The 6560-nt window shown below is 41.1% G+C and carries 7 protein-coding genes; 1 reads left to right on the forward strand and 6 read right to left on the reverse strand.

Features of this window, described 5'->3' with window-relative positions:
* Nucleotides 1-594: 594 nt before the first annotated feature.
* The 6 genes from T344_RS0119185 to T344_RS0119210 all read right to left on the reverse strand — a co-directional run bounded on the left by T344_RS0119185 (nt 595) and on the right by T344_RS0119210 (nt 5190).
* Nucleotides 595-1365 carry a TIGR00266 family protein gene (locus tag T344_RS0119185; protein WP_027630024.1) on the reverse strand — a complete coding sequence of 257 codons (771 nt, stop codon included), beginning with the start codon at nt 1363-1365 and terminating at the stop codon, nt 595-597.
* Between the two features lie 122 nt (nt 1366-1487).
* A complete protein-coding gene (gene pdxA / locus T344_RS0119190) occupies nt 1488-2513 on the reverse strand; it encodes a 4-hydroxythreonine-4-phosphate dehydrogenase PdxA (RefSeq protein WP_027630025.1) in 1026 nt (341 codons plus the stop codon).
* 26 nt (nt 2514-2539) lie between these two features.
* A complete protein-coding gene (locus T344_RS0119195) occupies nt 2540-2995 on the reverse strand; it encodes a VOC family protein (protein ID WP_027630026.1) in 456 nt (151 codons plus the stop codon).
* A gap of 225 nt (nt 2996-3220) precedes the next feature.
* Nucleotides 3221-3958, reverse strand: coding sequence for a hypothetical protein (locus T344_RS28785; RefSeq protein WP_051572057.1), 738 nt, complete (start codon nt 3956-3958; stop codon nt 3221-3223).
* 15 nt (nt 3959-3973) lie between these two features.
* Complete coding sequence (locus T344_RS0119205) at nt 3974-4825, reverse strand: ABC transporter ATP-binding protein (RefSeq protein ID WP_027630027.1); 852 nt, start codon at nt 4823-4825, stop codon at nt 3974-3976.
* A complete protein-coding gene (locus T344_RS0119210) occupies nt 4822-5190 on the reverse strand; it encodes a GntR family transcriptional regulator (RefSeq protein WP_027630028.1) in 369 nt (122 codons plus the stop codon). Before T344_RS0119210 ends, T344_RS0119205 begins: the two co-directional genes overlap by 4 nt.
* 235 nt (nt 5191-5425) lie before the next feature.
* Here T344_RS0119210 and T344_RS0119215 point away from each other — a divergent pair, with 235 nt between their 5' ends.
* On the forward strand, nt 5426-6418 hold the full coding sequence (locus T344_RS0119215; protein WP_027630029.1) for a zinc dependent phospholipase C family protein: 993 nt from the start codon (nt 5426-5428) through the stop codon (nt 6416-6418).
* Nucleotides 6419-6560: the final 142 nt, after the last annotated feature.

Below are 6560 nucleotides of genomic sequence, written 5' to 3' on the forward strand. Positions count from 1 at the left end.
TGGACTATGACATCGAAGCTGGTAAAACAAGGAGCTCAAAGCACCGTTTTGCAAGAGCCACTTTCGCTGCTGCTAATATACATCTGGATGCTTGGATCAAACACAAATCCTTTAGTATTCTGAGTCTATTGCAATAGTACAAGAACTTTTCAAACAGCATTTAAAAATCTTTGAATTTCAAAGGTTTATTTGCTGTCCCAAAAAATCTGGGCTCAAAATTACACAACTATTAATTTCTCAAGGTACAATGCTTTTTCTACAAATAGCTCCATTTCACAAAGAAAATGGAGTGAAGTATTGGTTTTTCTCGAAATTACCAATTACTTTTCGAGAGTATTCTTATAAAAAATAATAGTCCGGATTATATTCTGTTCAAGTTATTTACTTGAGAAAATACTACCGGACCAACCATATTAAAAATATCATATCTAAATATCTATTTCAACATTATTTACCAATATTATTACATATATTTAACATAAAATACGGAACTAGAGGATATATACAAGCCAACCGGCGGCAATCACCATTTTGCTGCCTGATATTACAGGTTATTATAGGCTATTATTACAGGTTGTTGCAGGATATTGCAGGCTAATATCTGTTGTCTCCGCCGAACAGTCCTCCAAGTATGCCTCCGCCTATACCTCCGATACCCGACTGCTGCTCTCTGTTTCGTGAGCCTGCCGAGGTCAATCTGTCGGCAAGCCTTGAGAGAGGCAGGCTCTGCAGATAAACCATACCCGGGCCGGTCATCTTAGCCAGGAATAAACCTTCCCCGCCAAACAATGCGTTCTTGAAACCGCCCACAAACTCGATATCATAATCTACGCTTGGTGAGAATGCCACCAGACATCCGGTATCTACCTTAAGGGTTTCGCCCGGAAGCAGGTTCTTCTGAATTATGGTTCCGCCCGAATGTACAAAAGCCATGCCGTTTCCCACAAGTCTCTGAAGAATAAAACCCTCCCCGCCGAAGAAACCGGCACCAAGCTTTTTGGTAAAGGCTATTTCTATGTCAACTCCATTGGCGGCACATAAAAAAGCATCCTTCTGACAAAGAAAGTTTCCTCCAACACTTGCAAGATCTATGGGTATTATTTTTCCGGGATAGGGTGCGGAAAAAGCCATATGCTTTTTTGACGGGCTGCTGTTATAAAAAGTAGTTATAAAGAAGCTTTCACCTGTGAGCATTCTCTTAAACCCTTTAAATGCACCTCCGTCTGTTGATGTCTGCATTATAATTCCGTCTTCCATATACATCATGGCACCGGCTTCGGCCCTGACACCTTCCGACGGGTCAAGCTCCACCTCTACCATCTGCATATCGTCTCCCAGAATTTTGTAATCAATAACATCGGCCATAATTAACCTCCTAAAATAAAATATTTCATTTCAAACGCTGAACTTTTCAACTTAACAATCGTAAGCGCTGATATAATTATATTATACGAGATTAATTAAAAACAGTCTGTTCTTCCAAATTATTACATCCCAACAATTCTGCTTCCAATCCATTGTGAATAAGGTCCGGCATATTTCGAAGCAAGCAGGATTGCCTCCACCATGCTCACTTCACTTGCCGTTCCCTTTCCCGCTATATCATAGGCAGTTCCGTGGTCGACCGAGGTTCTCAGGAACGGCAGTCCTAATGTAATTGCAATGGTCCTTTCAAAATCCAGAGTCTTTGTGGCTATATGCCCCTGGTCGTGATAGAGCGAAAGCACTGAATTGTATTTTCCCATAAGGGCCTGATGGAACACAGAGTCGGCACCTACCGGTCCCACCACCCTGTACCCGCGGCTTCTTGCTTTTTCTACGGCAGGGACAATCTGCTCCATATCCTCGTTTCCAAAGAGCCCATTATCACCGCTGTGCGGATTCAAGCCTGCCACGGCCATAGTCCCCTCTGTTATCCCCAGGCTTTCAAGTGCTCCGGTACACCTGTCTATATAGTCCAGCAGCCTTTGCTCGGTAACCATTTCACAGGCCCTTCTGAGCGGGACATGCCGGGACAGGAAGAACACCCTCATGCCTCTGACTTCAAACATGGTCAGAGGGTCTTCGGTATTTGTAAGTCCGGCCAGTATTTCCGTATGACCTATAAAATCCACATTTCCGGCTTTTAAGGCAGGCTTGTTGATAGGTGTCGTCGCAATAGCTGCCAGTTCACCATTTAGAGCCAGTTCCACCGATTTTTTAATATATTCATAGGATGCCAGTCCATTCTGTGCCTGAACAATGCCATAGCTGAATTTTTCATGAGCTATATTGTTAAGGTCTATAACATTTATAGTTCGGCTTGAGAATTGACCTTCATCACTTTTTTTAATAACCCTGACTTCCGAAGCCAGCTTACATATTTCAACCGACTTTCTTATTGCTTCTGCATCCCCGATAACCACCGGCCTGCATACATCATAAATGTCTTCATGCACCAGTGCCTTAACTATAATTTCAGGTCCTATCCCTGCCGGATCTCCCATGGGAATGCCGATAAAAGGCTTTGTCATATATTACCTCCGATAATGTGAATTTTTTATCTTTTCCAATTTTGCAGCTCAATGAAATTGCCTTCGGGGTCTCTGACATAGACGGCGGTAAGCAAACCCAGTTCAGGGTATTCTTTTTTGACAATTTCCCCGAAAGGCCTCCCTCCATGTGAAATCACAGCCTCCAGCACCTTTTCCACGTCATCCACATGAAAGGCCAGATGCCCCAGGCCCCGCAGATTTATTGCCTGCCCATCGCTCCTGCCGTTTTCCGGAGAGTACTCGAAAATCTCAAGGGTGGGTCCGTCTTCATAGCCCGGCAGGCTCAAATGTATCCCTCTGACTCTAACGCCAGGAATTCCAGTCAGTTTATCTATCCATTCTCCCGCCAGGTCCCTTTCAGGGTATGTGGGTCTGCAGCCCAAAACTTCAATATAAAATTGTGCCAGACTTCTCCAATCCCTGGCTATCAAATTTGTATGAACATATTTAATATTTTTCATGCCAATACCTCACAATGTAAATATGTATTTATTGTATATCATTTTGCAAATACATAAAACTTTGTTTGATAAAAAAGCCGAGGCCTTTTCAACAAAAAAGTATCTGCAGGATTACAGAAATACATTGACATGTTAAAGTAAATCTTTTACAAAACAGGCCTGCCTGAATCACTTTCGATACAGGCAGGCCCATCTATATGCACTCTCTTTCCTGTCTTTAAATATCTACTCCTTTACTGTAGCCGTTTTTACCAGCATGAAGCATAATATGGCCGCAACGGCTGCTTCAACAGTAAGTGACAACACCGGAATGTAGGGATTTACCCCGTATTTCAGCCCTCCAAAAATCAGGATAGCATTTCCGATATATTTAAAAATCCGCCCCTCTGTAACAGTAGCATCTATAATTGGAAGTACTATTGTAAACCAGGCCGGGACACCTATGGATACCACAATCTTGGTCAGCTTTGACATTCTATAATAAAGACTTGTAATCAAATATCCCCCGATATAGGCAGAGAGGTATATGGTTATATCCCACAGGAAAGTCACTAAAATTACCACAGCCCCGGAGGTTGCCGCTGCCCAGCTCCCATAAATCTGAAGAAAGGTCGATCTGTAATCAAAGAACAGGGAAAAAATGTTGGAATATGCAGTATCTATTGCGGCCATCGCTCCGCACACCGTCAGCGCCGCCAGCAAAAAGCCTTTAAACTGCAGCTTCCTTGGAATACTGTTTAATGATAAAAACAGGAAATTTTGTTTAAAAGAATTCAGCCCTGCAATGAATAAAAAAATCATTGCAGCCATTTCCCCGCCTCCGGAATAACTATCACCTTCACCTGCCGAAACATTGACTATAATACCGATCATGGAAACACCAACAGCCATGATGATATAAAATATCATTACACTTGTTTTTATATCTGAAAGATAATATTTGACAACTGATTTCAATCTCATATTCAATTTCTCCTATCACTGATTAGTCATCTGGATAAACAGCTTTTGCAGATCCAGCTTTGAAATTTCAAGCCCGGACGGAATTTTTTCCTTTTCGGCTTTTTCGAGAATATATGCAGTTTTAAGTCCTCCAAGGGTGTCAACTCCCAGCACTTTCTTTCCCTGCATAAAGCCGTCTACCGCAGAGGCGGCTCCGGATACCGCATATCCCTGGGAAAGGACTTTTTCAACCGAATCCTGGAGTATCAATTTACCGCTTTTTATGACTATGACATCCTCTATTATATCGGCGGCCTCCTCTATCAAATGGGTTGATATAACTATCGTCCTTGGTCTTTCACCGTAGGCCTGAAGAAGTTCCTTATAAAACAATTCCCTGTGATTTGCATCCAGGCCAAGTACCGGCTCATCCAGAAGAATTACCGGAGCATTGCAGGCCAAAGAAACAATAATTTTAAAGATTGATTTATAACCTGTTGAAAGCTCTTTAATCTTTTTGCCTGTTTTTAACAGGAATTTATCACATAAGGCTGAGGCATAATCGGTATCAAAACCGGGATAAAATTCTTTTGTCCACTTAAAGGCCTTTTTCACGGTCATGCCTTCAGGATAAAAGTTGGCCTCTGTCATGAAATACACCTTTGACAGGGCATCATCATTTTCAGAAACCTTCTCTCCTTCCAGCAGTATCTCTCCATACGTCGGAAATATCCTGTTTGTAATAAGATTGAGCAGGGTTGTTTTTCCGGCCCCGTTTCTGCCCAGAAGTCCGTATATCTTATTGGCTTCAAGATTCAGTGAAACATTGTCAAGTGCAGTTGTATTTCCAAATACTTTTGTAATATTCTTTATTTCGATATAGCTCATTTCTCAAACCCTCTTTCCAACATTTTCAGTATGTCCTCTTGTGTAATAGAAAGCTTTCTGGCCTCTAAAATCATAGACGTAACATAATCTTCAAAAAAAGTCTCTTTTCTCTTGTCAAGAATTTTCTCCTTTGCACCTGTTGATACAAACATACCTACACCCCTTTTCTTATAAACTATCCCATCGTCCACCAACCTGTTTATACCCTTCAGTGCAGTAGCCGGATTGATTTTGTAGCTTACTGAAATTTCCGTTGTGGAGGGAATCTGGGTTTCCTCCTGATATGCGCCCGACAGCACAGCATCTTCTATTTCTTCAGCCAATTGCAGATATATGGGTTTTTCCGAATCAAAATTCAAATTCAATATATCACCACCTGTTAATCGGTTAAATGGTTAATTACTTATGTAACTAACTATAAAACCAATTAAATTAAATGTCAATATTTTTTTATAATTAAATAAAAATTAATTCATTAAAACATACTTTAGGGCACAAAATACGTATATACTAACAGTGAAAATGACTTCCAATAATAGGCATTCGGCGGGAGTTCAATTAAATAATAATTATGTCTTCAATACCCGGAGAGGAGATAACATGCCCAATCTTGTAACTCATTATTTATGCGGCTTAGAGGCAATAAAAGCTCTGGAGAACCAGGAGTGCAAAAAACTGGTTCAGAAACACCAAAACGTATTCAATCTTGGGACTCAAGGTCCCGATATACTTTTTTATTACGAGATCTGGCCCTGGTCCTCCAAAAGTATTGAGACCAATATCGGACAGACAATGCACATTTCAAAAGCAAATAAAGTGTTTGGCGCCTTTATCGACTATATTGCCGGACAGAGCGGGTACGCCAGGGACGTGCTGACGGTATATCTTCTAGGCTTCATATGCCACAACTGCATGGACAGTATAGGCCACCCGTACATTTTTTACAGGTCGGGCTTTAACATACCCGAATATATAAATGAAAACCTGTTCCTATGTTATCATCGGAGGTTTGAGACTTCCATCGATGTCCTCCTATGCAAAAAACATCTGAATAAAAGAGTACATGAAATAAATTGTGACAGGCTTATCCAGGTGAATGCGACCGAACTGAACCTGATAGGTGAAATGTATGTCAGTGCGGTCAAAAAGGTATTCGATTCGGATATACAAAAAAAGAAAGTGAGAAGGGCTGTCAGGGAAATGCAATTGGTAGAAAAGCTTTTAAAGGATCCTCACGGTATAAAGAAAAAGCTGATAGGCTTTTTTGATAAACTGATTTACAGGTTTCCCCTATACTCCAGCCTCATTTTCCCGTTGGAGATGAAAGACGGGCTTGATTACCTGAACCTTTCCCATAGGGAATGGTGCATGCCTTTCGACAATACCATAAAAAGTACAAAATCCTTCATAGACCTGTTTTCAGATGCTGTCCGAAGAACTCAGCAGCTGAGTAATGATTTGTACAACGCAATTTTCAACAATAACTCGAATATACACCATGTACTTGAGCTTCTGGGCAACAATTCGTATACAACAGGAGTCGACTGCGATATGCAGGCAGCATTCAAATACAGCGATATCATTTTTGACTAGCTCTTATGTTTCAGCTTGTCAGCTCCCGCCAGATACTCCATAATTATAGAATACTCTCGAAAAGTAATTGGTAATTTCGAGAAAAACCAATACTTCACTCCATTTTCTTTGTGAAATGGAGCTATTTGTAGAAAAAGCATTG

Origin of the sequence: Ruminiclostridium cellobioparum DSM 1351 = ATCC 15832 (genome assembly GCF_000621505.1) — a bacterium.
Taxonomy (GTDB): domain Bacteria; phylum Bacillota; class Clostridia; order Acetivibrionales; family DSM-1351; genus Ruminiclostridium; species Ruminiclostridium cellobioparum.

Excerpts from the sequence above, each read along its gene's own strand:
- T344_RS0119195 (WP_027630026.1), bottom strand. The coding sequence starts at position 2,995 with ATGAAAAATATTAAATATGTTCATACAAATTTGATAGCCAGGGATTGG.
- pdxA (WP_027630025.1), bottom strand. The coding sequence starts at position 2,513 with ATGACAAAGCCTTTTATCGGCATTCCCATGGGAGATCCGGCAGGGATA.
- T344_RS0119205 (WP_027630027.1), bottom strand. The coding sequence starts at position 4,825 with ATGAGCTATATCGAAATAAAGAATATTACAAAAGTATTTGGAAATACA.
- T344_RS0119215 (WP_027630029.1), top strand. The coding sequence starts at position 5,426 with ATGCCCAATCTTGTAACTCATTATTTATGCGGCTTAGAGGCAATAAAA.
- T344_RS0119185 (WP_027630024.1), bottom strand. The coding sequence starts at position 1,365 with ATGGCCGATGTTATTGATTACAAAATTCTGGGAGACGATATGCAGATG.
- T344_RS28785 (WP_051572057.1), bottom strand. The coding sequence starts at position 3,958 with ATGAGATTGAAATCAGTTGTCAAATATTATCTTTCAGATATAAAAACA.